This is a genomic window from Carnobacterium sp. 1290_CSPC (assembly GCF_001053265.1).
Classification (GTDB): domain Bacteria; phylum Bacillota; class Bacilli; order Lactobacillales; family Aerococcaceae; genus Aerococcus; species Aerococcus urinaeequi.
In genome coordinates this window covers 1-25,440 of record NZ_JVVG01000054.1, presented here as the reverse complement: position 1 = coordinate 25,440, position 25,440 = coordinate 1, and the positions used below count along the sequence as shown (strand labels likewise).

Here is a 25,440-nt window from a genome sequence, read left to right as displayed (position 1 = left end):
TAGCACCTGACTAGCGATTTAGCTAACTACCGATTCACTTCTCTGTGGTAATCCATGAATTTCTTGATGAAATTGTAAGGATCAATTAAGCCGATTTGACGGGCAAAGATATATAAATTCGATTCTCTTAAGAAAGCTCTTTGGATTAAACGATAATCCGTGGCGATTCTAATAGGTTGGGTATCCGCGATTAATTCGCCCTCAGATAATACCCAAGCATGACGAGTAAATTCTAATACTAGGTCCGTGTTATGGGTATTGATGATAATCGCAATTTCTTGTTCCTGGTTGATTTGATATAGGTACTGCATGAATTCATTGTAATGATGGTAGTCTTGGCCTTCAGAGGGCTCGTCAATAATTAATAGTGACGGCTGGTTGATTAAGGCAGACGACAACATAATTCGTTTTTGTTGGCCAAATGATAATTGGCCAATTTGTAGTTCAGCAGCATAAATCAGACCCGTTCGTTTTAAGGAATCACGGATGACTTCTTCTGCTTCTTCCGCGGAGTAATTACAATTAGCGGCAATCCCATTCAAATAGTCTTTCACAGTGAAATGCAAGATGGATTGGTCGATATTTTGTTGGATATAGACTGTTTCCTGCTTCATTTGACATAGGTTATCCGCAGTGACTTCTTTACCTAACCAAGTTATGGTCCCTGAATCTGGATGGATGTTTCCGTCCATCATCTGACCCAGCGTGGACTTGCCCGACCCATTTTTCCCGACAATGGCAATCATGTCACCTTTGAAAACTTGGGTGGAAATATTGCGCAAAGTGGGCTGGTCCCGCCATGGATAAGTGTAGGATACATTATCAAGGGTCAAAATGGGTTGGTCACTACGTTTTTGAACGAAATTTGGTACGGTCATCAACCAAGATTCAATGGTTCGTTTTAGGTCAGGACCATGTAAATAATTGACGTTTGATATGTTGCGGACCTTGTCTAAAGGATAGCCGGTATAACGAATAGCGGATACATAGGCTGGCTCGCCAACACCTAAACTGTTCAGAATGTTCCGTTTTAATAATTTCTCTGAATCCCCGTCAAAAATAATCCGGCCTTCGGAAAGGACGATGACGCGGTCAACTGGACGGTATAAGACTTCTTCAATCCGGTAATCAACCATGACAATCGTAGCGTCAGTATTATGGTGAATGTCATCTACTAAATCGATGAAAATTTGCCCAGCGCGGGGTGCTAAATTGGCTAAAGGCTCATCAAAAATAAAGACGGATTGCTCATAGTTGACGTTATTGACAAAATTTTGAATGTCTCTTTGCCCTTCTGAAAGGCGCTCTAAACTAGTATTCGCTTCGATTGGGTGTTCAAGAATACGGTGCTTTAATTCTTCCGAAAAATTAGGGATATAATCACTTGACCGCTTGCGCTTGCCGTTTTCTTCTAGGGTTTCCTCCAAGTGATGGTCCACCGCGTCAGCCATAGCTGTTGCGTCCATAGTTTCCATTTCTAGGTCGTAATTGATAATCTCTCCTTCAATAGTCCCTTGAAATTCGTCGGTCGCTAATTTTCCGCGTAGGGCGCGTACTAGGGTGGATTTACCTGAGGCATTAGCCCCGATGATCAACACTTTTTCACCGCGATAGAATGTTAGATTGATATTTTTCAATGCCCGTCTACCTGCACCCTCATAGGTAAACGACATATTTTTAAATTGTATCCAAGGATTGGACATAAATCCATGCCCCTTTCAATAATATTTACGTGCGAATGGTTATATGAATCCTATCTAATAGCTGGTGAATTCCTAATTGCCGAAAGCAGCATCTACTGTATCGTATTTAGACCGTTTACCTAAAATACGCACTTCTGGTTCAAGGGCTACCTTATTCAGGTCCCAAATCACTTCTTGAATATGGTGGATCATGTTAATATAGTCAGTTGCCGTAGCACCACCCACGTTGATAATGAAACCAGCATGTTTTTTCGAAATTTGTGCACCACCAATAGTGTAGCCTTGTAATTCAGCTTCCTGGATCAATTTCCCTGTAAAATGGCCTTCTGGTCGTTTAAAAACAGATCCGCATGATGGATACTCTAACGGTTGCTTCGATTCACGAAGGTAAGTTAACTCATCCATTTTAGCTAAGATTGACTGTAGGTCGCCCTTTTTCAATTTAAAACGGGCTTCAACCACAATGTCGCCAGTTTCTTGTAGGTCAGAATGGCGGTAAGAGAGATTTAGGTCTTCGTTGTTCAAAGTATACATACGGCCAGCTTTTGTGACCACGTCCACTTCAACAAGGACTTCAGAAATTTCGCCGCCATATGCACCTGCGTTCATGTAAACCGCGCCCCCAGTGGATCCTGGGATACCACAAGCGAATTCAAAACCAGTCAAGCCTTCAGCTCCTGCCGAACGACTCACATCGATGATTTTAGAGCCAGCGCCAGCTTTAATGTGTGTACCGTCAATTTGGATATAATCCATTTCAGTCAGCATCAAGACAACGCCTGACACACCTTCATCTGAAATGATTACGTTTGAAGAATTACCAAGAACTAAAATTGGTTCGTGGGCTTTATTGGCAAAACGAACAAGTGCTTGGATTTCTTCTGGTGTCTCTGGGAAAATTAAAACATCCGCTGGTCCACCCGTTTTTGTATAAGTATAGTTATTTAATGGTTCGTGGAATTTAATCGTTGATTGGGGAAATGCTTTACGCAGATCATTTAAAAACATAGTAAATTACCCTTCCTGGTAATATATTTAGCAATAATAAAAAAACAGCAAAAATTGCTGATAAAATGCTAGTTGTATCTAATTCATAATAACACATTTTAACGCATTTTTACATTGTGTTAAAGGGTTTGTGTGGCAGATTCGTTAACATTTTCTTAAAAACATGTTATAGTATTATTCTAATTAGTGACAAATTGTCACAACTTGTGATACGAAAGGACTTCTCCATGAATAAAATCAGACAAAATGCCTTAATGATGCTCGCTTTAACCTTTATCTACACAGGTTTGCAAGTTGCCCGGCCTGCAGCGGATCTAGCTTGGACAAACATCTCACTATCAATCATTATTCCAATTATTGCCATGATTTTCGCCTTTAATGAGAAAGACAATAAATGGCGTTGGTCCCTTGTAACAATTGAAGTCATTCTATTAATTGTAATGATCGCTATGGCCATTCTAAAGTAGTATACGGATTTTAAAAAGGTCGAGACTGAAATGGTCTCGACCTTTTTGTATTTGCAATATTCTTATGCTTGGTCTTGGTTTTCGACTGCTAAGCCCATCATGACTAAATCATGGAAGGCGTCGTCATGATACATCCCTTTAGGGGTTACACCAATTTCTTCAAAACCAAATTTTTCATATAAGCTAATGGCCCGCATATTATCTTTAGATACTTCTAAACGTAAATAACGTAAGATATCATTTTCTGTTGCCCAGTCAATCATATCTTCCATCATGACACGGGATAAACCCAGTCCCCAGAATCGACGTAGAATGGAAATGCCTAGTTCACCCATATGCGCCACTTTAGCATGTTGTTCTGCCCCAATGCTTGCAACTCCAATAATATCATCCCCTAATCGTGCAATTAATACACGATTATTCAACGCTTCTTGTAAAGATTTCAAATAACGGGTTTCTTGTTCTTGGTTAATCCCTAAACCTTCTTCACCAAATGAAAGGAAGTCTGTTTCGCTACCCACTTCTTTGTAGAAGTCTAATAAGGCTTTCGCATCTTTAGGCATAGCGTCCGCTAGGGTAATTTCTAATTGTTCTTTTTTCATATTGTCTCAATCCTTCTATGTGACTATTCGTAAAATTGGCTGTTAGCTTAAGTGAGGTCAGCCACTACCCCATCATACAAAGCTTGTCCGCGCGGGCCTTCATAGGTTAAGGTTACTTCACGACTGGTTTCAGAAGATGCAGTTAAGCTTAGCCAAAGATAATCTTTAGGTAAATCCTGAACAACAAATTGAGGCCATTCGATAATGGTTACCCCATCGCCGTTAAGATAGTCTTCTAAACCGACACTGTCTGAGCCTGTTTCTTCTAATCGATACGCATCCATGTGGTATAAAGGGATGTCGTTGTCTTCATATTCGCGAATAATCGTGTAAGTTGGGCTTTTAATGGCTTGATCAATACCTAAAGCCTTGGCAAAATACTTGGTGAAAGTTGTTTTCCCCGCACCTAAATTTCCTTCCAAGCAAATAATGTCCCCTGCTTGCACTTGGGTCGCTAATTTTTGGGCAAAAGCATCTGTATCAGCCTCACTCGCCCATTCAATTCTATAAGTCATATGACACCTTCTCTCCCTTATAATATCTCTATTTACTTTACTAAAAAATCGAAAAGACTACAAGATTCAAGCATTCTTTCTTCATTAGTATGAAGCGAATAATAATAAACGCACTGCCAGTTTAAATTTTCTTTTCGAATGATTTAACTCTGTGTAATCAATGTATTCTTCATTTTGTAACCTGCCCACGACGATATTACTAGACACTTTAATCCGATTTGAAAAACGTATAATCGCTCCTTCAGAAAAGTTCTATACTTTTAAAAAGGATTCGTATTCACCTAAAGTGAATGCTCTTAAAGTATCTAGATGGCTATCCAATTTAGCTAGCCATCTCATCACCCATCACCATGCACGGAGGTTGCCCTAGAAAATCGAAATATTTTAACCTATTAGGTAAAAAACATTTTCATCTTCTCATATAAAAAGAGAAACAGCAAAATTGCCATTCCCCTTTCAATAATCATTTATTTATTTGCTTTAGTCTTCTAAGATGGCTTGGTTAGCTGTGATGATAGCTAACTTATAAACATCTTCTTCTACACAACCACGTGAAAGGTCTGAAATAGGTTTCGCCATACCTTGTAAGATTGGACCAATTGCTTCAAAGTTACCGAAACGTTGTGCAATCTTGTAGCCAATGTTACCTGATTGGATTTCTGGGAATACGAATACTGTTGCTTGACCAGCGACGTTTGAATCTGGTGCTTTTTGTTTTGCTACTGCTTCTACAAAAGCCGCATCAAATTGTAATTCACCGTCAATTTCAAATTGTGGTGCTTTTTCTTTCGCAAGACGTGTTGCTTCAGCAACTTTTTCTTGCTCTGGAGATTTTGCTGACCCTTTAGTTGAGAAGCTTAATAAAGCAACTTTTGGATCAATGTCAAACATCGCTGCTGTTTTAGCGGATTCAACTGCAATTTCAGCTAAGCCTTCTGCATCTGGGTTGATGTTGATTGCACAGTCAGAGAATAAGTATTTTTCTTGGTCACGGCCACGCAACATGATGAAAGCACCTGATGTTGACTTCACGCCTGGTTTTGTTTTAATAATTTGTAAGGCTGGACGAACTGTGTCACCAGTTGAATGACGGGCACCTGATACTAAGGCATCACATAGACCTTGGTATACCAACATCGTACCAAAGTAGTTTTCATCGCGTAAAATTTTACGTGCTTGTTCTTCAGTAGCCTTACCTTTACGGCGTTCAACAAAAGCTTCAACCATTTCGTCGAATGCTTCGTAGTTGTTTGGATCAATAACATCAATTTTATTGATATCAAAGCCACGATCATGTGCGATTGATTTTAATTCTTCTGGGTTACCTAATAAAACCGGTTCAAGAATCCCTTCAGCTTTCAAACGCACAACAGCACCTAGAATACGCTCATCGTACCCTTCTGGGAAAACGACACGCACATTTTTATCTTGGATCTTGGCCTTTAAGCTATCAAACATATCCATTTTTAACATTCCTCCTCAGAAATTTAAAACGCTTACTATCCTTATTTTACACGATTTCAAAACATTTGTCATAACAATTACTGCAAAGATGTGCTGACATTAAATTGCAGACGCTCAATCAATTATTCGCCCAATTTTGAGCGCAAATCTGTCGATTTTAATACAAAATTGCTTTCGATTCTTGGTCAGCAGAATCTGCGTATTTTTGATACATCAAAAATTTTTCTTTGTATTTGTCAGCCATTTTTCCCTCTGGCGCTATAGTGGAAAATGACAAGTCTTGCCTTAAGCTAGGCCCTTCCACAAGGACACCGGCCCCAACCAGGCTCGCGTCGTCACCTGACACATATTGCAAGGTTATACCCATAATATTTGCAATCCATTGGCCAATTTTTGGGTCCGTGAATATTTTTCCGTTTGCCTGAATCATTTTTTGTTCTAAATCAACGGTCTCAAAGACCATATCTACCACTTGGCGAATTTCAAAAAAGACCCCTTCAAAGACAGCTTTAGCCATATCCAACTGGCTCGTGTGCCCTTGAATCCCTTTAAATTCAGCTTGTAAGTAGGCATTCCAATACGGGGCTCTTTCTCCGTTTAAGAATGGCAAGAAATAAGGGCCACTAGCTGAAAAATCATGCGCTAAAAGTATGGCTAACATATCTGAAAAAGTTTGCCCTTTTGCCATAAAGCCAAATTGTTGATGACACCAGTCTAATGCGTTGCCGGCGTTATTAACTGGCCCACCGACGATATAATGGGGTTGGTCGTCCGCGATATAGGTGAAAATCCGGCCACTTTCATGCAAGGACAATTGGTCAGTTAAGGTCCGGACAGCTGCTGAGGTCCCAAAAGATAGTACGAATGGACTGAGTCCCTGCATTCCCTGGTTAGCGCAGGCTAAATTAGATAGGTTGGCCAAGGCACCGTCAGTTGATCCTGCCAGTATGTGGAAGTTGTCAGCTAATCCTAAGGACTGGATAAAGTCAGATTTTACAGGCAATGCTTTGGTTGAATCGACTAATGCTGGCAATTGGTTTTCAGTCAGGCCGACCACCTTTAGTAAGTCTTTTGACCAAGTATTTTGGAATATATCCAACAGTCCCATAGAAGATGCCGTCGCCCGGTCAATCACAAAGTCTCCCGTTAACTGGCGGATAATATAGGCTTTGATGTCCATAAATACCACGGTTTCATCTGTAAATAATTCCGGACGGGCCTGGTTTAGATAAGCCAATTTCACAAAGGGGTTCATGGCATGGATTGGCGTCCCTGATTGGGCGAAAAAGGCGGCCGCTAGACCTGATGCCTGCATTTCCTGCGCCACATGCTTAGTCCGCAAATCTGCCCAAGTCATGGTATTTTGCACAATATCTCCCTCTTCGTTCATTGCAAGCAAGGCATGCATCTGGCTTGAAAATATCAAGATGTTGACCTCAGGATACTTGGCTTGCATTGCACAGAGTAAGTCCACGAATTGTTGGAAAACGACTAGCGGATCACTTTCATGCTTACCCTCGCTATCTTGTTGAATGTGATTGCGCGCTTCTATTGTATCCAATACCCGGTATGGAGTTTCCATCAAGGCAAATTTTAAGTTGGTTGTGCCAAGGTCGGCGACGAAATATTGAAAGTGTTGCATGATGATTCCTGCTTTCTGAATGCATTTATTTTCTCCTGGGAAAAACAGCTTGATTATCGAAAGCCATTTTTCAAAAGGAGTACGTTACCTCTATTTAACCACAAAAAAACGCAATGAAGCCACGATAAATGATTACCGGACGCCATTGCGCTTGTGCTAGTTTATTAAAGTGTCCTCAGCCAAATATTAACGGATTTCAGCTGCTAATTCATTTGTTAGTGCTTCAGTGATACGAGCAACATCTTTGGTCACTTCTTCATCTGTTAAAGTAGCTTGGGGGTTCAAGTATTTCAAACTGTAAGCAAGTGATTTCTTACCGTCTTCAATATTTTCACCTTGGTAAACATCGAAGATTTCGATATCGACTAAGATGCCACCTTTAGAAGCTTTTTGAATAGTTTTCACTACATCCGCATTCGATACTTGGTCTGACACAAGGATAGCGATATCACGGTCAGAACCTGGGAATTTAGGAATGGCTGATTGTTTCACATCAACTTTTGGTAAAGCATAAATTTCGTCTAATGAAATTTCAAATACCAAGGTATCTTTCAAGTCATGTTTGTCAGCAACACTTGGGTGTAATTGCCCGATGTAACCTAATTCAACACGTTCGTCAGATTGACCCACTGCATAAATTTTGGCGGTACGACCTGGATGCATATCTGCTAATTCAGACGTTGCTTCAAATGTTACGGCCACGTCAAGGTTGAATGAAACTAAGATGCTTTCGACAACACCCTTCATGTCGTAGAAATCAACAGCTTTCGCTTGGTGGCTCCACGTTTTCGCTTGCGCGTTACCTGTCCAAACAGCCGCTAAATGTGTTTCATCCACTGGTAGGTCAGCATCGGCCCATTTGAAGACACGGCCTGATTCAAAGATGGCTACATTAGAAGTTTTACGGGCTACATTGTATTGAACAATTTCAAGTAAGGCACTTAAAAGATTTGTCCGCATGAAACGACGGTCATCTGACATTGGGAAGTCAAGAGCAACTGGTTTCGCGTTCGCCATTTCCAATACCGTTTGATTGTCCCCAATTAATGAGTAAGCAATCACTTGGTTAAATCCTTCTGCCAACATTTGGTTATTGGTACGACGTTTGAAAGCTTGCCAGTCTGTTAAACCCATATTTTGTGCATTTACTGAAGGCAAGCGAGAAGGAATTTTATCATAACCATAAATTCGTGCAATTTCTTCAACTAAGTCCGCTTGAATAAGTATATCCCAACGACGCGCAGGTACGGAAACCGTGAACTCATTGGCATCACCAGATACTTCAAACTGTAGCTGATCAAAGATTTGTTGAACTTCCGCGAAAGTTAGGTCCATACCTATACGTTTATTAACATAAGCTAGACTTGATGTTACTAGAATTGGTGTTAAATCAATTGCAGATACACGTTCAGAGCCTTCTACCACTTCACCCTTGGCTAAATCAGCAATCATTTCAGCTGCAAATGCACCTGATTCAGCAACTGTCGCCTTGTTAATACCACGTTCGTTACGCATAGATGATTCAGAATGCAAGCCGTTGCGACGAGCAGTTTTACGAATGTGGATCGGTTCAAAGTTGGCTGCTTCAATCAATACATTTGCTGTATTTTCATCAATTTCAGTATCTAAGCCACCTATAACACCAGCTAGTGCAATTGGTTTTTCACCGTCAGTAATGACGATATCTGAATCTAGTAAGGGACGGTCCACTTCATCAAGCGTGACGATTCGTTCGCCCTCTTTAGCTAGACGCGTCTCGATTACCTTATGGTCTAATTTATCATAGTCAAAGGCATGTAATGGTTGGCCATTTGCTAGTAAAACGTAGTTCGTAATGTCCACTACGTTATTAATTGGACGGATGCCAGCAGCCATTAATCGTAATTGTAGCCATAATGGTGAAGGCTCAACAGTGACATTTTTCACCAAGAAAGCATTGTACTCAGGCACTAATTCAGTGTCTACAACTTTCAAGTCAATCGCACCTGCTAAATCTTTACCGTCATATTTGGTGATATCTGTGTAGTCAAAGTTTGGTTGACGGTTGTATACAGCCGCTAATTCCCAAGCTACACCACGCATAGAGAAGGCATCTGCACGGTTTGGTGTAATATCTAATTCAATGATTGGGTCATCTAATTTTAGGTATTCTACAATATCCATACCAGCTGGTGCTTCTTCAGGTAAGACCATAATGCCGTCAGCGTATTCTTTAGGAACGACACTGTTTGAGAAACCAATTTCTTCAAGTGAACAAATCATCCCTTGAGAAACAACACCACGCATTTTACCTTTTTTAATTTTCACATTACCAGCAATACGAGAATTTGGTAAGGCAACGATCACCTTTTGACCTGCAGCCACATTTGGCGCTCCACAGACAATCTGGAAAGGCTCATCTTCGCCGACTTCGACAGTCGTAATTGACAGGTGGTCAGAATCTGGATGTGGTTCGCAAGTTAATACGTGACCCACAACGATTTTCTTCAAGCCAGTACCTAGGGCATTCACGCCATCAACCTCAATACCAGTACGTGACATACGTTCCCCAATATCTTGCGGATTCAAGTCAGCAAGATCGATAAATTCATTTAACCAATTATATGATACTTTCATTAATTGCTACCCCTCTTCCGTAAATTGTTTTAAGAATCGTAAATCATTTTGGTAGAAATGACGAATATCATCAATACCATATTTCAACATGGCTACACGGTCTGGTCCTAAACCAAAGGCAAAACCTGTATATTCGGTAGAACTAATCCCAGCCATCTCAAGTACTGAAGGATGCACCATACCACCACCTAGGATTTCAATCCAACCAGATTGTTTACAGATGTTACAGCCAGCGCCACCACATTTGAAACAAGTAACATCAATTTCAACAGATGGCTCAGTGAATGGGAAATAAGACGGACGTAAACGTACTTCAGTTTCTTCCCCAAACATATGACGGGCAAATAATTCTAAGGTACCTTTTAAGTCAGCAAGTGACACATTACGGTCAACAACCAAACCTTCAATTTGATGGAATTGGTGTGAATGCGTCGCGTCATCATCATCACGGCGGTAAACTTTACCCGGTGAGATCATTTTTAATGGGCCCGCTTCGAAGTCGTGGGCGTCCATTGCACGCGCTTGTACAGGTGACGTATGGGTACGTAATAAGACCTCGTCGTTGATGTAGAAAGTATCTTGCATGTCACGCGCTGGGTGGTCTTTCGGTAAGTTCATGCGTTCGAAGTTGTAGAAGTCAGACTCAATTTCTGGCCCTTCAACGACTTCGTAACCCATAGATACAAATAAATCTTCAATTTCTTCCATTACTTGTGTTAAAACATGTTTTGTTCCTGTTACTGGTTTTTCACCAGGTAGCGTCACATCAATGGCTTCTGCTTGTAATTGTGCTTCAAGCGCTGCTGCAGAAAGTAATGTTTCTTTTTCACTTAACTTGCCGTCAGCTTTTGCCTTCAATTCATTGGCATAAGCACCAACTTGTGGCCGCTCTTCAGCCGATAAATCACGCATACCACGTAAAGCTTCCGTAATTGGACCCTTTTTCCCTAAATATTTCACACGAACAGCTTTAATATCAGCTAGTGATTGTGCTGCATCAATTTCATCCATGATTTGGTTTTCAATGGCTTTTAAATCATCAATAATTTGCATTTTTCCATCTCCTGACTTTTATCCTTACATGAGTGTTCCTAAAAATGAGTAACTAGACCAACAAAAAAAGGTCCTTCACCCCCTATAAAAGGGACGAAAGACCGTGGTACCACCCTGATTCCGATATAGTATTCCTACACCAGCACTCATTGATCGTTTTAACGGGTCGACCGGACCTACTTTCAAATAGCATTCTATTCTCCCGCAAGCCTACTCAAGAAGTGAAAATATTTAACTATGTAGGTAAGATTCCCAGCATCACTTACTCTCTAGACTACATGTCTGTTAAAAATTGTCTTCTGTTAATGTAATTTCTCTTTATATTTTAGCGTTTTCGGCCGTTTTGTCAACCTTATTCGGCTGGCTCAACCCATTCATCTGCCCAACGATGTAAATTGTTGAAGATTTTTTGTAAGTCTTGGCCTTTTTCTGTCAATGTATAAACCGTGATGATATGACCATTCGTTTCTGACTCTTCTTTCTGCACAATACCTTCTTCAGTTAATTCCCGCAATCTTTCAATTAATACACGGTCGGAAATACCGTTAATTGAGTCGCGTAATTGACCAAATCGTAATGGCGTTGCTAACAATACTTCAATAATTAAGCTATTCCACTTTTTACCAATCACTTTGCAAGCATGTTCCATCTTGCTGCACATTACCGGTAAGTCTGGTTGTTTAATGGTAATTTCCATCTTGATCAATCTCCTCTTGTATTTCTACTAATTCTTCTTTTTCTTCTAATGAAACTTCTTGATTGCTAATTCTAGCAAGCGCTGGAATAACTAATTTACCAACGAAATATCTAAATGATTTCATCATTTTCTTTTGGGATAAATTAGCTAAGCTTGGCTTAACAAAGTCTTCGGTTGCAATATATTTATCCACAAATGTCACGACATAAGATTCTTTATAGCGCGGAAAATTCGGGGTGGCAAGCCACATGTGTTTTAGAATAATATCTTCCTCAACTTGTGATAAATCCGCCACCACACGCGCGTTAATCAAAGCAATTTTAGGATGGTTCCTTAAGTGAGATCCTTTAGAAAAAGTAACCTCACCTGGCACATAATAAAATAAATCATGTAGTAAACCGGCACGTGCGCAAGCCTTGAAGTCCCATCCTAATGACCTAGCTACTTTATATGACATATAAGAAACTAGATAGGAGTGGGTTAAGCGATTGCCATGGACATGTTGCTTGAAATAGGCTAAGTCTGTTACAAAGGGATGGTTTTTAATATCCGCAATGATTTGCATATACTCTGAATCGTCTTCCCAAAAATAATGTTCTTGTTCCGTCACGATAATCACCCTTTTTTCCAACGATTCCCAACATCAACTGATTTTGCTATGCTCACGTACCCCTTTTCAAATCTCGTAACAGTTTCATCACAACCTATTTTTAGAAGAAAATAATCTAGTCTTGGATGGGAAATTGATACATGACTATCGCCCCAGCAACTGCAACATTCAAAGATTCTGCAGATCCAGACATGGGGATATATAAAGCCGCATCTGCTAATTGACTAGTTTTTTGACTTACACCGTTACCTTCATTTCCCATAACCAAGGCCCATTTACCTTTCGATTTTAAATCAAAGGCATTACTTGCTTTTGCTTGGTTGTTTAGTTCTGTTGTTGTAATAAAATAGCCAGCCTCTTGTAATTGTGGAATGATTTCTACCAAGTCAACCTCATAAGTATTCACTGCAAAATGACTACCTTGCATAGATCTAAGAACCTTATCATTATATAAGTCAACCGTACCTAATCCTAATAAGACATCTTGGTAACCGAAAGCGTCCGCAGTCCGGATTAAAGTACCTAAGTTCCCCGGATCTTGCACTTGATCTAAAATCAGTAATCCTTTTGACAAGTGGTCAATGTCCAATGACTTAGCTTGCGGTATGTTGGCTACTGCGAAGATATCTTGGTGGTGATCTGTTTGGCTTAGTGCCTTCGCCACCTCAGGCGTTACCTGTGTCAGCGGCAAATCAGCTTTTAAAGCTTGAACTTGCATCACATTTTGATGGCTACTTTCAGGCACATAGTAAATCATTTGAATCTCTGCATCCGCCTTGACGGCCATCTCTACAAGGTGTGGCCCTTCCAGCAAATACTGGCCTGCTTTTTTGCGGCCTTTACGGGTAAAAAGTTTCTTTAATTCTTTAATCTGTTGATTTTGAACAGATGAAATTAAGCGTTCTACCATAGGCTTATGCGTTTTCTGGCTTAATCAATTCGTAAATGGCTTCAGCGTAAATAGCTGCTGATTTCATTAAGTCACGAACCGCAAAGAATTCATTGGCTTGGTGCATAGTGTCTACTGAATCTGGGAATAATGCACCAAAGGCTACACCGCGTTTTAGTAAACGGCCGTAGGTTCCCCCACCGATTGAACGTTCTTGCCCTTTTTCGCCTGTTTGATTTTCATAAACAGCTAGTAAAGTTTGCACCAAAGGATCATCTGCTGGTACGTAATGCGGTACTTTATTAGTTTTCGTACCATCTACAAAGTTGTAGTGGTAAGTTTCTCCGTGCGCCGCAAATGTTGCATCAATTTCACTGTATTCTTTACCCCGTGGTACACGAATATTTAAGACTGTGTATAATTTACCGTCTTCTTCGCCAACCAAACCTGGGTTTACAGTTACTTTACCCATAATTTCATCTTCATGGGCAATACCTAATTTTTCACCATTAAAGTCTAAATGTAATAGGTCACCTAAGAATTTCAATAGGTCATCTTGGGCTAAATCATCGTCTAATTGTAATAATAATTTAGATAAATATGTTGCAGCATTATATCCAACACTTGGATTCATTGCGTGAACGCCTTTACCTTCAACAGTAATTGCCGTTGCATCAGCGTCTGGACTTACAATGATTGTGATTTCTGGATTAGCTGCTTGGAAATCGGCAACGATTTGGTTGACATCAGAGGTCAATCCAGTCACAACTGCATGTGCTTCACCCGGTACCATGTTTTCACGAAGACCACTTTCAAATGAAAGTAATTTTTCAGAACGACGGTCGAATATTAGCTTAGCTGAGTACATCCCTTTTTCCCCATTAATAATTGGGAAGTCCGCGTCTGGAGAGAAACCAAAATCTGGTTCTTCTTCTACTTCGAAGTAACGTGTTACACCTTGCCATTCACTTTCTTCGTCAGTACCAACGATAAAACGAACACGTTTCTCAACTGGTAGGCCTAATTCTTTGATGACTTTCAAGCCGTAGTAGGCAGCCATTAAAGGACCTTTATCGTCTGAAGCACCACGGGCGTAGATGCGGTCGTTGATAATTTCAGGTTTGAATGGATCAGTATCCCATTTATCGTCTACTGGAACAACGTCTACGTGGGCTAAAACGCCAAGCGTTTCATCGCCTGTACCGAATTCAGCATGACCTGCAAGGTTATCAACGTTTTTAGTTGTGAAGCCATCGCGTTCAGCAATCTTCAAGAAAGTTTCTAATGCCTCTTTAGGGCCAGGTCCAACAGGTGCATCTGCACTTGCTTTACTGTCGTCACGCACACTGTTTACGCTTAATAATGTAAATAAGTCATTGATTAAGTCATCTTTACGATTGTTGATTTCTTCTTGCCAATTAATTGTCATTTAGAATCCTCCTAGAAATTTATTCTTGTTTATATTTTAGCACAGATTTGACGATAACTCACACAATAGGACTAACAAATTGTAAGGGTGCGAGCTAGATCGCTCAGCTCAACAACACTGGAAGAATAGTGTCGTATCACACAAAGTGTGATGCAAACTATTTTGAAGTGGACTTGAGCTGAGCTAGTGAACCCGACGATAGTACAAAGTTAAAAAGGTATTGAGTTTATAGACTGCTTGTAGTTAGCCTTCTGCTAAAAAATAATTCGGCAAGTTTCGATAGTTAAGTCTAGGCACTTTTGAAGTCAGGCAACTGCAATCGACAACTTTTCTCCATCAAAAAAGCTAGGTGCGTGACCTAGCTTCGTAAGTGGCTATTCTGTGATGTCTAATGCTTTGCCGTCAAAGATGGCGTCGTATAGGTCTTGATAGTCTACTTGGACGAATTCTCCTTCTGCTAAGGCATCCGGCAGTGTCAATTGACCAATACGTTGTCTATGTAGCTGCACGACTTCACAATCAACAGCATGGAACATGCGCTTAACTTGGTGGTACTTACCTTCTGCTATGACCACGCGGGCTAAGGATTGGCCAGTTTCTTCGTCTATTTGGTCGATGAAGAGTTGTGCTGGCTTTGTTTTTTCACCTTGGCCAATGTCCAAGCCTTTTTCAAATTGGTCAATATGCTTGTCTGATAATAACCCATCAACAAGAACAGCGTATTCCTTTTCCACGTGTTTCTTAGGGGCCATTATGGCATGGTTGAATTGGCCATCGTTGGTGATCAGCAGCAGACCTGTTGTGTCTTTATCTAGGCGTCCAACTGGAAATGGTTCGTAGGTTAAGACCAGGTCTTCTGGTAACAGGTCAATCACGGTGTCCCAACGGTTGTCTTCGGTTGCAGATATAACGCCGTCTGGCTTGTGCATCATGATATAAACATAAGGTTCATAGACGAGTTCTTGATCATCCACTTCCACCTTGTCCTCTGTTACATTGACTGGTTGATTGGGCTTCTTGGCTACAGAACCATTGACATAAATAGCGGATTTTTTGATTAAAGTCTTCACGTCACTTCGGCTATAAGGGGTCATGCTAGAGACAAATTTATCTAAACGTTGGGTGTTTTTCGCTGTTTTTTTATTTGTCATAGCGGCCCATTCCTAATTTCGCACGAAGCATTTTGGCCTTGTCGCCAAGTAGCGTATCTAATAGTTTGAAGCGTAAGCCACCAATGACATAAACTGCTACCCCAACACCAGCTACAATCACGATTTGGGCCACTTGGTGCACAATTGAGATTTCAGGTGATAAGATAGTGCGTCGTAAGAAATGGTTGACTAACCAAGTGGCAATACCCATAGCACCAGATAACAAAGTAATGCCCTTGATTTGGTTTAGGACTTCTACTACCGATAAGTTGATACGGACTCTTAAGCGCCACAAATAGAATATGGCAATTCCGATAAAAGCTGTTCCAGTAGCTAATAAGGCACCTGATGTGCTAAAAATCGCTAGAAAAGGTACTTGTAGAACCAATTTAAGGGTAATCCCAATGACCATCCCCATAATGGCGTCTTTAAAGAAGGACATGGCTTGTAGCATAGCAACAAGAACTGAAAACAGCCCCATGGTCACAGCTACTGCCGCTGCTAATTGTAATAGTGAGGTACCTAGTGGATCGTGGGTAAAGATGATCGCGTACAAGGGCTCAGCTAATACCGCCATCCCGATTGCAGAGGGGAACATGACTAGCGAGAATAATTTCAAGTTGTGGCCGATTAACCCTTTTGTTTCTGGGAAATCATGCTTGGCATGTCGGTCAATACATTTTGGCTGTGCTTTATTTGCCAGCTTGGCCTCGATATCCCTTTTCTCCTCTGAATGGGTAGCTGAAATAACAGCGATGGAGGTCGAACCGATGGCAACAGCTAGGGAAACGATAATGGTCACGAGTTTATTGGCATTGGCACCGAAAATGGCGTATTCATTGATTAATTGATCATGTGAAAGATGAGAAACGTGCGTCATTATCGGCATGTAGGTGTTCGTATCGACTAAACGAGATAATTCGATTGCTGAACCGGAAACGATGAATGGAATTGCAATCATCACGATTTCGAGTAGTAGATTTTTAGAAGAGACGTAGGTTTCTTCCTTGACTGCGTACAATTCTTCTTCCTTATTATAACCTTTACGGTAGCGCATAAAGAAGAATACTAACGTGGCTAAGGCTGCTAGTGCCCCAAGGAAGGCCGCAAATGTTGAGTGGGTTACAGCTTTAACCATGTCGCCGTTATTGATCACACGGATGATATAAACTGCACCTAACATGTATAAGACACGTAAAATTTGTTCAGTAATTTGTGAAATCGCAGATGGTTTCATATCTTGGTGACCTTGGAAGTAACCACGGATAACTGAAATTGTTGGTAGAACAACTAAAGCTGGCACCAGAGACCGGATAACCAAGACTACTGAATCGAAATCGCGAGCTGGCGTTGATTGGGCCAAAATAGGTGCGAATGTCCAAAGTAGCACACCCCCAACTAGACCGGTGATGGTCATTAAGGCTAGCCCTGCCTTGAACAAGCGTTTGGCCGTTTTATAGTAGCCGCGTGCGTTATAATAAGCCATTTGCTTGGCGATTGAATCTGGTACCCCAGCGATTGTAATGGACAAGAAAATCGCGTAGTAACTATACCCAATATTGAACAAGGAATTGGCTTCATTGGCGATGTGCGGTTCGCCCATCCAATTGTACCAAGGCATGATGTAAAGGACCCCTAAGATCCGTGACACCATTGAGGCAATGGTCATCCAAGACGCCCCAGCATTCATTTTTTCTTGTGCGCTGGCACTTGGTTTTCTAGGTGGAAGATCTAGTGGATCCACTTCTTCAGGTTGAATCACTTCCTCCACTTCATCAGTCCGATTTAAATTCGGATCGTCTATACCCATATTTATTTAGCTCCTTATACAATAATTTTGATTTATTTCAATATTTCATATTTATTTATCTTTGAAAAACACTTAGCTTTCATTTTATATAATACGCCCCGTCATTTCAATCATCATCAGATTAAAAAGACCTTAAGTTTTAAAGGAAAGACTGTAAAAATTTGGCCTTTAGGCAGGTATATAACAAGCATATTATATCAGAAAATCTGAAGTTGAATTCACCAACTCGTCAACAATAGTGGCATGCGATATGACTAACAGCTTCGACTACCTTCAATTTCCAAGGCAATGATAAGTAAAGCTTTAGTCGCAACAAATTAAACTTCTCAAATAAAAACTGACAGTTATGTAGTCTACATAACTGTCAGTTTATGATTTGTCTGAGTGTTATTGTTGGTTCGCTTTTAGTTTTGATACGAAGTTAGATAAGTCCCCTAAGAATAGTTCAAATTGTAAACCATTCATCATAACATCTGGATCATCTAATGATTTTTCGATAATTTTTGGAATGTAGTCCACCGCTAATTGGCTAGCCACTTTAACAGATGCACCATTTGCTAATGCACCAACAAAGATTGAACCGAAGATATCACCAGTACCGTGGAATTTACCACCGATAAATGGTCCAGTCGCTAAACCTTTTTCACCAGTCTCTACGTCCAAGTAGTAAGCACCAGTTTGACTTTCGCCGTCATAGCCTGCACCAGTTAACACAACTGAAGCATTGGTTTGTTTACGAACTAATGTTAAGAATTCGTCGATTTTTTCTTGTGGCCAGATACCTTCAGTATACTCCACACCATACAAGAAGCTCGCTTCTGTTTGGTTAGGCATAATCACATCTGCCATCGCGCATAAATTCAACATTTCTTTAGCATATTCTTCGTCAAAACCGTAGTAGAAACTACCATTGTCAGCCATAACAGGATCAAGATAGAATTTTGCATCATCTTTTAATAATTTTGGCAATTCTTTCTCTAAAAACTTGATTTGTCGAACGCTACCTAAGTAACCTACATATGCTGCATCAAATTTTAAGCCAAATGAGTGCCAATGATCCACGATTTTTTCCATTTCATCAGTTAAATCTAGAAATGTGAATCCTTCAAATCCAGGCCCTGTATGTGTTGATAACAAGGCTGTTGGTAAAATAGTTCCTTGTAGGTGCATACTTGATAGAATTGGTAATGCCACTGTTGTAGAACATTTACCGAAGCTAGAAGCATCGTGAATAATTAAAATATTTTTCATGTAAAATTCATCTCCCCTTAATTAAAACTAACCATATTATACACAAGACAGATATGTTGTCTACTAATTTGCCACAATATTGACTAGTTTGTTTGGTACAACGATTTCTTTGCGAATTGTTTTACCAGCAATTGCTTCTTGCACTTTCTCGTTTGCATGGGCAATTTCTAACAATGCTTCTTTGGCACTATCATTAGGCACTTGTAATTTCGCTTTGATTTTACCATTCACTTGAACAACGATTTCGATTTCATCGTCAACGATCATCGCTGGATCATATGTTGGCCAGTCTACGTATGAAATACCAGGTTCGTTTCCAACAATTACCCACATTTCTTCTGCTAAATGCGGAGCGATTGGGGCAATCAATTGAATAAAGCCTTTCACGTATTCATAGTATAGGCTTTCAGCTTTATTAGCTTCATTTACAAATACCATCATTTGAGAAATGGCTGTATTAAAGTGTAGGTTGTCAAAGTCTTCCGTTACTTTTTGAACTGTTTGGTGGTAAACTTTGTCTAATTCACCTGTGTTCATTGTCGTAATACGGTCACGCATTTTGCCATTTTCATCAACTAGTAAACGCCATACACGTTCTAGGAAACGACGAGAACCTTCAAGGCCATTCTCAGACCAAGCGATTGACGCATCTAGAGGGCCCATGAACATTTCATATAGACGCAAGGTATCTGCCCCGTATTGGTTGACTACATCATCAGGGTTTACAACGTTCCCTTTAGATTTAGACATTTTCTCATTACCTTCACCAAGAATCATCCCTTGGTTATATAGTTTTTGGAATGGTTCTTCATTTGGTACAACGCCTAAATCATATAAGAACATATTCCAGAAACGTGCATATAGTAAATGCAATACCGCATGCTCTGCCCCACCTATATACAAGTCCACATTGTACCAGTAGTCTAAAGCTTCTTGAGAAGCAAATTCATTTGAATTTTTAGGGTCGATATAACGTAGGAAGTACCATGATGAACCTGCCCATTGTGGCATTGTGTTTGTTTCACGGCGGCCTTTCATGCCTGTTTCAGGATCAGTGACATATAACCACTCTTCAATATTGGCTAATGGAGATTCACCTGTACCAGATGGTTTAATGTTGTCAGTTTTTGGTAAACGAACTGGTAGCTCATCTTCTGGAACTGCAGTTGTTGTGCCATCTTCCCAATGGATAATTGGAATTGGTTCACCCCAGTAACGTTGACGAGAGAAGACCCAGTCACGTAAACGGTATGTTGTTTGACGTTCACCGCGACCTGAAGCTGTTAACATTTCAATCGCTTTTTCAGTTGCTTCTGCAGTTTCTAAACCGTTTAATTCACCTGAATTAATGTGAGGACCGTCTCCGGTGTATGCTTCAACAGCAACATCGCCACCTTCAATTACCGGTTGAATTGGTAGGTTGAATTGTTTAGCGAATTCGTAGTCACGACTATCATGGGCAGGAACCGCCATAACAGCACCAGTACCGTATGAAGCTAAAACATAGTCTGCAACCCAGATTTCAAATGGTTCACCAGTTAATGGGTGGATACCGTAAGCACCGGTGAATACCCCAGTTTTTTCTTTGGCTAAATCTGTCCGGTCTAAGTCAGATTTCATTGAAGCTGCAAGTAAATAAGCTTCCACTTCTTCACGTTGCTCTTCAGTCACGATTTGACGCACCAAGTCATGTTCAGGTGCTAAAACAGCGAAAGTTAAGCCGTAAATAGTGTCTGGACGCGTCGTAAAGGCATCAAAAGTTAAGTCGTGATCTTTAATATCGAAAGTTAATTGCGCACCTTCTGATTTACCAATCCAGTGACGTTGCATTTCAACAACTGAATTTGGCCAGTCAACATTTTCCAATCCATCTAATAAACGGTCAGCGTAAGCAGTAATCCGTAATACCCATTGTTTCATTGGTTTACGAACGACAGGGTGGCCACCACGTTCTGACTTACCGTCGATGACTTCTTCATTGGCTAGTACTGTTCCTAGGGCTTCACACCAGTTAACCAAGATTTCGTCTTCGTAGGCTAAACCTTTTTCAAATAATTTAGTAAAAATCCATTGTGTCCATTTGTAGAATTTTGGATCAGTTGTATTGATTTCACGGTCCCAATCATAAGAAAAACCTAGTGATTTGATTTGACGTTTAAATGTGGCGATATTTTTCGCAGTGAAATCAACTGGGTCATTCCCTGTGTCTAATGCATATTGTTCAGCTGGTAATCCAAACGCATCCCAGCCCATTGGGTGCAATACGTTATAGCCTTGTGCACGTTTATAACGAGACATGATATCTGTTGCTGTATACCCTTCTGGATGTCCTACGTGTAGTCCAGCCCCTGATGGGTAAGGGAACATGTCTAGTGCGTAATATTTAGGTTTTGAATAATCCTCTAAAGTTTTAAACTCTTTATTCTCGTCCCAATATTTCTGCCATTTCTTCTCAATTACTTTATGATTAAAAGCCATTATTTTCTGTCTCTCCTTTAATTGTGAAAATAAAAAAAGCCCTATACACGTCAAAAAAACGTATATAGGACGAAATAATTTCGTGGTACCACCTATGATTTGTACTCTTCATACCGATAACGTTGGCGTGACGTGGTAACGGATCTTACTGTCGTCACCAACTTATAATCCAGCCTAATTCACACGGGGTTCAAATATACTCACACCAACCGTATACTCGCTTTATTGAACACACCTTGTTACTACCTCTGAAAAAGTTCAAATATTGCCTTTATTCTAGCACTTTCACCCAGTAAAAGCAAACCCACTCAATCCAGATTTTCCGGGCTTATTTGGCTTTTCTAGCGACTAACTGACCCTTAATGTTATCAAAGACTACTTGCACTGGCATTTCTTTATGGGCAAATAATTGGTAGTTTAATTTAGCTTGGTAAACTAACATATCTAAACCACCAATGACCACACAATTTCTTGCTTTTGCTTGTTGCATAAACCGGGTTTCCATAGGTTCGTAAATCACGTCCATGACCACTGTCCCCTCTTGTAACCAGTTTTCGTCCGCCAAAATGGATTGGCCCTGGCTTGATCCCATCCCTAGGCTCGTTGATTGAATCACGATTTCAGCATTCTTGACTGCTTGACCTACATGATCTTGGTCTGAAAGGTCAATCAGTTTTAAATTGATTTGTGGGTAATCCGCTCTTAAAGCATCGCACAACTTAATCAATAGGTCTTTTTCTTGGATATTTCGTGCCACCACAGAAATATCTGTCATGCCCTCAATGATGGCCTGGACAATAATGATCCTAGTCGTTGCGCCAGATCCGTAAACGACTAACCGCTTGCCGACAAGGTCCACGCCCCTATTTTTCACGGCAAGCCATAAGCCGGCACCATCAGTATTGTAGCCTACCCATTGCCCATTGTCGTCTCGGGTAATCATGTTAATAGCGTTGACATATTGACTAGCAGCATCTAAGCGGTCAACCGTCTGCATGGCATTGAATTTCCCTGGCATGGTAATGTTAATCCCTTGAACGTCTAGGGCTTTCAAATGCTCAATCCGTTCAATTGTGTCATCTTCGCTCGTTTCAAAAGCGATGTAGACCATATTCAGGTCTTGAGCTTTAAAAGATGTATTGTAAATGATGGGTGAAAGCGAGTGGCTCAAAGGTTGGCCAATCACTGCTGCAAACTTCGTTGTCCCGTTAATATCTGTAATTGAGTCCACGCTTTAAGCCTCCGCTTCTACGATTGTGATAGGTAATTTATCGGTTTTTAGATCAGTGAAAATGGTCTCTAACCAGCCGGCATATTGGTCAAAAGTAATGGTTTTAAGTTCACATTTACCGAATGATTCAGGGAAGATTTCTGTAATTTCCCCACCCCGACGCTTCTTGTCGTTGGTCATGGCAGCAAGAATATCCTCAAAGGTATACTCTTTTGCCACATGCACTTGGTCTAATAGATGGTACTGGTTGAGTAAATTGTTAAAACGGTCAGCCAAACTTAAGGCTGTCAGCCCTTCTTTTTCAGCCATTAATTGGGTCAAAATCATACCCGTTGCAACGCCTCGACCGTGGGAAACTTTGTAATGTGATACTTGTTCAATCGCGTGTCCAATAGTATGACCAAAGTTCAATAATTGACGCAAGCCTAAATCTAGTTCGTCTTCTAGCACAACGCTTCGTTTAATCTCAACACAACGTTTAACAACAGCTGCCAAGTCTTCGCTCAAGGCATTTAAAGGTTGGTCGCGGGTCATTAAGTTGTTCAGTAAATCACTGTCTAAAATCATGCCGTATTTAATTAATTCGGCACACCCATCTTCGAAAATACTTTGCGATAAAGTATGGAAGGTAGTTAAGTCACAAAGGACGCGTGCTGGCTGATAAAAGGCGCCAACTAGGTTTTTTCCCTGGGGTAAGTCGATGGCCGTTTTGCCGCCTACTGAAGAATCAATAGCTGAAAGTAAGGTCGTCGGAATTTGAATGTAAGGAATGCCACGCAAGTAAGTCGCTGCTGTAAATCCAACTAGATCACCAATTACCCCACCTCCCAAGGCAATCAGGACGTCTGAACGTGAATAATTCAAAGTTGCCAACTCTTCTTGCAGGCGGATGTAGTTTGCAGATGATTTCTGGGCTTCTCCGGCCGGTAGGGTAATGGTGTTGACATCAGTCGTAATTGGGCTAATCGCCTCTTGTAAGGTCCCTAGGTAGCCATATGAAGCGACGTTCTCGTCAGTCACGATCATCACCTTACGTTGCTGAACTAAATCTTCCAGATGGTGTCCGGCATTTTTAATCAAATCGTTGTCAATGATCACATCATAGGGATTGGCAACTGCTACATTTACATTTTCCAATTTCATTCCTCAATTCTTTAAAATACGTTTGTCGATAAGTTGTTTAACCGGTGTTTGTAGATTAATTTAAATCCGCTAAGAATGTGTGTAATGCTTGCACTTTCTCAGTTAACGCCTTGTACTCATCTAAGTATAACGATTGTCGGCCGTCTGACCAAGCCTCATCTGGATTTTGATGAATTTCAATGATCAAGCCGTCAGCGCCAGCAGCCACCGCAGCCATAGCCATTGATTCAACCCACTCACGTTTCCCTACAGCATGACTCGGGTCAACCACAATTGGTAAGTGCGTTTTTGAACGTAAAACAGGAATTGCTGATAAATCTAAAGTGTTTCGCGTACTTGTTTCGTAAGTACGAATACCACGTTCACATAAGATCACATTCGGATTACCTTGGGCTAATATGTATTCAGCCGCCATTAATAAGTCTTCGATTGAAGCAGCCATACCGCGTTTTAACAAGACTGGTTTTGTCGTTTGACCAATTGCTTTTAATAAGTCGAAGTTCTGCATGTTTCGTGCACCCACTTGGTACATATCGATCCCATCGAATAAATGCACTTGTTCAACAGCCATCACCTCTGTCACCACTGGTAAGTCGTATTTCTTACCAACAGCCTCTAACATGTCTAAACCTTCTTGCCCTAAACCTTGGAATGCGTATGGAGATGTACGTGGTTTGAACGCCCCACCGCGTAACATATTGGCACCTGAATCTTTCACCGCTGCAGCCACTTCGTCTAATTTATCCAAGCCCTCGATTGAACATGGGCCACCGATCATGGCAAAATGACCATCACCAATTTGGATATTGCCTACCTGTACAACAGACGGCGTCGACTTGTATGATAAGCTCGCTCGTTTGTATGGCTCTTTAATATTGGCTAAAATCGTTTCTTCGGTTTCTGCAGTCATTACTTGTGTATTCATTTTATTTTCTCCTTTTTTAAAACGCAGTATCAATAGTCATTTTCCAAGGTTGGTATTTAAGCAAGAAAAAAGCCCTTTACAACAAAACCACCCTTGAGTGATTTTTGTTGTAAAGGACTTTCTTGTGTAACTAGCGCCTATGCTAGTTGTTTAAGAACTAAAGCCATATCCTTTTTTAAGTACAACAAAATCACCTTTACCAAAACCGTAAAAGTAAAAGTAAAAGTTGAAAAAGTTATAGAATGTTGTACTTAGTAATGATTTCATGGCTGTAGTCCTCCTCTCGCTATCTGATAATGCAACTTTAGCAATTTTTTTTAATCTTGTCAATAAAATTCTAATTCGATTCTAATTTTATCAAAAAAACACCCCAGCTTGTAAAGGGGGAGCTAAACAAGCTGAGGTGTCATAATTTGATCAAATTAGTTTAGTTTTAAGACTTGGCCAATGTACAAGTTGTAGTTTGATAAGCCGTTCAATGTCATTAACTCATCTAAGCTTAGACCGTTGTTTTTAGCGATACGGTATAAAGTTTCACCAGATTTAACTGTATGTGTCTTCGCGCTTGAAGAAGCCGAAGAAGATGCAGTTGATGTAGATGAACTTGTTGACGCACTTGAAGACGCTTGACTAGATGAAGCTTGGCTAGATCCACCAGCTGTAAATACTTTACCTGGGTGAATTAAGTCAGAACCACCGTTTAAGGCACGGGCTTCCGCTAATGAAATACCTAAGGCACGCGCTACAGTGTAAATA

General features: G+C 40.6%; 21 protein-coding genes. 1 reads left to right on the top strand and 20 read right to left on the bottom strand.

Going from position 1 to position 25,440, the window contains the following annotated elements:
- Window positions 1-26: 26 nt before the first annotated feature.
- Both AC973_RS04690 and murB read right to left on the bottom strand, forming a co-directional pair.
- Entirely contained in the window at window positions 27-1,673 is a 1,647-nt protein-coding gene (locus AC973_RS04690) for a DUF3744 domain-containing protein (RefSeq protein ID WP_225968934.1), read from the bottom strand.
- A 102-nt stretch (window positions 1,674-1,775) separates the two neighbouring features.
- Window positions 1,776-2,711 carry a UDP-N-acetylmuramate dehydrogenase gene (gene murB / locus AC973_RS04685; RefSeq protein ID WP_016896921.1) on the bottom strand — a complete coding sequence of 312 codons (936 nt, stop codon included), beginning with the start codon at window positions 2,709-2,711 and terminating at the stop codon, window positions 1,776-1,778.
- Between the two features lie 227 nt (window positions 2,712-2,938).
- Between murB and AC973_RS04680 the strand changes: the two genes are divergently transcribed.
- Window positions 2,939-3,178 carry a hypothetical protein gene (locus AC973_RS04680; protein ID WP_048727918.1) on the top strand — a complete coding sequence of 80 codons (240 nt, stop codon included), beginning with the start codon at window positions 2,939-2,941 and terminating at the stop codon, window positions 3,176-3,178.
- Between the two features lie 62 nt (window positions 3,179-3,240).
- On the opposite strand, the gene AC973_RS04675 is transcribed toward AC973_RS04680, so the two are convergent.
- The 18 genes from AC973_RS04675 to AC973_RS04590 form a co-directional block, all read right to left on the bottom strand.
- Window positions 3,241-3,780 carry a GNAT family N-acetyltransferase gene (locus AC973_RS04675; protein ID WP_048727914.1) on the bottom strand — a complete coding sequence of 180 codons (540 nt, stop codon included), beginning with the start codon at window positions 3,778-3,780 and terminating at the stop codon, window positions 3,241-3,243.
- A 47-nt stretch (window positions 3,781-3,827) separates the two neighbouring features.
- A complete protein-coding gene (tsaE, locus tag AC973_RS04670) occupies window positions 3,828-4,295 on the bottom strand; it encodes a tRNA (adenosine(37)-N6)-threonylcarbamoyltransferase complex ATPase subunit type 1 TsaE (RefSeq protein ID WP_016896918.1) in 468 nt (155 codons plus the stop codon).
- Window positions 4,296-4,775: 480 nt separating this feature from the next.
- A complete protein-coding gene (gene pta, locus AC973_RS04665) occupies window positions 4,776-5,759 on the bottom strand; it encodes a phosphate acetyltransferase (RefSeq protein WP_048727911.1) in 984 nt (327 codons plus the stop codon).
- A 157-nt stretch (window positions 5,760-5,916) separates the two neighbouring features.
- Window positions 5,917-7,401: a gluconokinase gene (locus AC973_RS04660; protein ID WP_048727906.1), complete on the bottom strand. Its 1,485-nt coding sequence runs from the start codon at window positions 7,399-7,401 to the stop codon at window positions 5,917-5,919.
- 186 nt (window positions 7,402-7,587) lie between these two features.
- Window positions 7,588-10,017: a phenylalanine--tRNA ligase subunit beta gene (gene pheT / locus AC973_RS04655; RefSeq protein ID WP_048727904.1), complete on the bottom strand. Its 2,430-nt coding sequence runs from the start codon at window positions 10,015-10,017 to the stop codon at window positions 7,588-7,590.
- A gap of 6 nt (window positions 10,018-10,023) precedes the next feature.
- Complete coding sequence (gene pheS / locus AC973_RS04650; protein WP_016896913.1) at window positions 10,024-11,070, bottom strand: phenylalanine--tRNA ligase subunit alpha; 1,047 nt, start codon at window positions 11,068-11,070, stop codon at window positions 10,024-10,026.
- Window positions 11,071-11,422: 352 nt separating this feature from the next.
- The gene (locus tag AC973_RS04645; RefSeq protein ID WP_016896912.1) at window positions 11,423-11,767 is read right to left on the bottom strand and encodes a winged helix-turn-helix transcriptional regulator; all 345 of its coding nucleotides are present in this window, start codon (window positions 11,765-11,767) and stop codon (window positions 11,423-11,425) included.
- Entirely contained in the window at window positions 11,751-12,377 is a 627-nt protein-coding gene (locus tag AC973_RS04640; protein WP_048727901.1) for an HD domain-containing protein, read from the bottom strand. Before AC973_RS04640 ends, AC973_RS04645 begins: the two co-directional genes overlap by 17 nt.
- Window positions 12,378-12,492: 115 nt before the next feature.
- A complete protein-coding gene (locus AC973_RS04635; protein ID WP_048727898.1) occupies window positions 12,493-13,287 on the bottom strand; it encodes a TrmH family RNA methyltransferase in 795 nt (264 codons plus the stop codon).
- A gap of 4 nt (window positions 13,288-13,291) precedes the next feature.
- The gene (pepV, locus tag AC973_RS04630) at window positions 13,292-14,695 is read right to left on the bottom strand and encodes a dipeptidase PepV (protein WP_048727895.1); all 1,404 of its coding nucleotides are present in this window, start codon (window positions 14,693-14,695) and stop codon (window positions 13,292-13,294) included.
- 374 nt (window positions 14,696-15,069) lie between these two features.
- On the bottom strand, window positions 15,070-15,846 hold the full coding sequence (locus tag AC973_RS04625; RefSeq protein WP_048727892.1) for a pseudouridine synthase: 777 nt from the start codon (window positions 15,844-15,846) through the stop codon (window positions 15,070-15,072).
- Window positions 15,836-17,656 (bottom strand): putative polysaccharide biosynthesis protein, encoded by a 1,821-nt coding sequence (locus tag AC973_RS04620; protein ID WP_048727889.1) that lies wholly within the window; start codon window positions 17,654-17,656, stop codon window positions 15,836-15,838. Before AC973_RS04620 ends, AC973_RS04625 begins: the two co-directional genes overlap by 11 nt.
- Window positions 17,657-18,043: 387 nt before the next feature.
- A complete protein-coding gene (locus AC973_RS04615) occupies window positions 18,044-18,907 on the bottom strand; it encodes a pyridoxamine kinase (RefSeq protein WP_048727887.1) in 864 nt (287 codons plus the stop codon).
- A gap of 63 nt (window positions 18,908-18,970) precedes the next feature.
- The gene (gene leuS, locus AC973_RS04610) at window positions 18,971-21,385 is read right to left on the bottom strand and encodes a leucine--tRNA ligase (RefSeq protein WP_048727884.1); all 2,415 of its coding nucleotides are present in this window, start codon (window positions 21,383-21,385) and stop codon (window positions 18,971-18,973) included.
- Window positions 21,386-21,713: 328 nt separating this feature from the next.
- A complete protein-coding gene (locus tag AC973_RS04605) occupies window positions 21,714-22,616 on the bottom strand; it encodes a shikimate dehydrogenase family protein (protein WP_048727881.1) in 903 nt (300 codons plus the stop codon).
- Window positions 22,617-22,619: 3 nt separating this feature from the next.
- Window positions 22,620-23,759 carry a 3-dehydroquinate synthase gene (aroB, locus tag AC973_RS04600; RefSeq protein ID WP_048727878.1) on the bottom strand — a complete coding sequence of 380 codons (1,140 nt, stop codon included), beginning with the start codon at window positions 23,757-23,759 and terminating at the stop codon, window positions 22,620-22,622.
- Between the two features lie 55 nt (window positions 23,760-23,814).
- Window positions 23,815-24,717 (bottom strand): 3-deoxy-7-phosphoheptulonate synthase, encoded by a 903-nt coding sequence (gene aroF / locus AC973_RS04595; RefSeq protein ID WP_100208256.1) that lies wholly within the window; start codon window positions 24,715-24,717, stop codon window positions 23,815-23,817.
- Window positions 24,718-25,106: 389 nt separating this feature from the next.
- On the bottom strand, window positions 25,107-25,440 hold a 334-nt coding region (locus AC973_RS04590), incomplete at its 5' end, for a LysM peptidoglycan-binding domain-containing protein (protein ID WP_048727875.1).

Coding starts and splice junctions, on each gene's coding strand:
- AC973_RS04690 (WP_225968934.1), bottom strand. CDS start 1,673: ATGTCGTTTACCTATGAGGGTGCAGGTAGACGGGCATTGAAAAATATC.
- murB (WP_016896921.1), bottom strand. CDS start 2,711: ATGTTTTTAAATGATCTGCGTAAAGCATTTCCCCAATCAACGATTAAA.
- AC973_RS04680 (WP_048727918.1), top strand. CDS start 2,939: ATGAATAAAATCAGACAAAATGCCTTAATGATGCTCGCTTTAACCTTT.
- AC973_RS04675 (WP_048727914.1), bottom strand. CDS start 3,780: ATGAAAAAAGAACAATTAGAAATTACCCTAGCGGACGCTATGCCTAAA.
- tsaE (WP_016896918.1), bottom strand. CDS start 4,295: ATGACTTATAGAATTGAATGGGCGAGTGAGGCTGATACAGATGCTTTT.
- pta (WP_048727911.1), bottom strand. CDS start 5,759: ATGGATATGTTTGATAGCTTAAAGGCCAAGATCCAAGATAAAAATGTG.
- AC973_RS04660 (WP_048727906.1), bottom strand. CDS start 7,401: ATGCAACACTTTCAATATTTCGTCGCCGACCTTGGCACAACCAACTTA.
- pheT (WP_048727904.1), bottom strand. CDS start 10,017: ATGAAAGTATCATATAATTGGTTAAATGAATTTATCGATCTTGCTGAC.
- pheS (WP_016896913.1), bottom strand. CDS start 11,070: ATGCAAATTATTGATGATTTAAAAGCCATTGAAAACCAAATCATGGAT.
- AC973_RS04645 (WP_016896912.1), bottom strand. CDS start 11,767: ATGGAAATTACCATTAAACAACCAGACTTACCGGTAATGTGCAGCAAG.
- AC973_RS04635 (WP_048727898.1), bottom strand. CDS start 13,287: ATGGTAGAACGCTTAATTTCATCTGTTCAAAATCAACAGATTAAAGAA.
- pepV (WP_048727895.1), bottom strand. CDS start 14,695: ATGACAATTAATTGGCAAGAAGAAATCAACAATCGTAAAGATGACTTA.
- AC973_RS04625 (WP_048727892.1), bottom strand. CDS start 15,846: ATGACAAATAAAAAAACAGCGAAAAACACCCAACGTTTAGATAAATTT.
- AC973_RS04620 (WP_048727889.1), bottom strand. CDS start 17,656: ATGGGTATAGACGATCCGAATTTAAATCGGACTGATGAAGTGGAGGAA.
- AC973_RS04615 (WP_048727887.1), bottom strand. CDS start 18,907: ATGAAAAATATTTTAATTATTCACGATGCTTCTAGCTTCGGTAAATGT.
- leuS (WP_048727884.1), bottom strand. CDS start 21,385: ATGGCTTTTAATCATAAAGTAATTGAGAAGAAATGGCAGAAATATTGG.
- aroB (WP_048727878.1), bottom strand. CDS start 23,759: ATGAAATTGGAAAATGTAAATGTAGCAGTTGCCAATCCCTATGATGTG.